This is a genomic window from Flavobacterium xizangense (assembly GCF_054075145.1).
In genome coordinates this window covers 1-237 of record NZ_JBSIPG010000316.1, presented here as the reverse complement: position 1 = coordinate 237, position 237 = coordinate 1, and the positions used below count along the sequence as shown (strand labels likewise).

Sequence of the window (237 nt, the reverse complement as noted above, 5' to 3'; positions counted from 1 at the left end):
AACTAACCACATTCAGCTTCAAAGAATTCATAAAATCCTCATAACTTGAATCTAATCCCGCACCGTCATTTACGCCAACATTATTGATTATAGCATCGATTCTTCCGTATTTTGCAGCGATTACTTTCACAGCATTTTCCATTGCAACAGGATCTGTCACATCGGTTTGAACAAATAACGAATTAACGCCTCTATTTTGAAGTATTTCAGCGTAAGCGAAACCTCTTGTATTTCGAT

1 protein-coding gene is annotated in these 237 nt (G+C 36.7%); it reads right to left on the bottom strand.

Going from position 1 to position 237, the window contains the following annotated elements:
• Window positions 1–237, bottom strand: a 237-nt coding sequence (locus ACWA1B_RS23585) for an SDR family NAD(P)-dependent oxidoreductase (RefSeq protein WP_456911124.1), incomplete at both ends; no start/stop codon positions are given.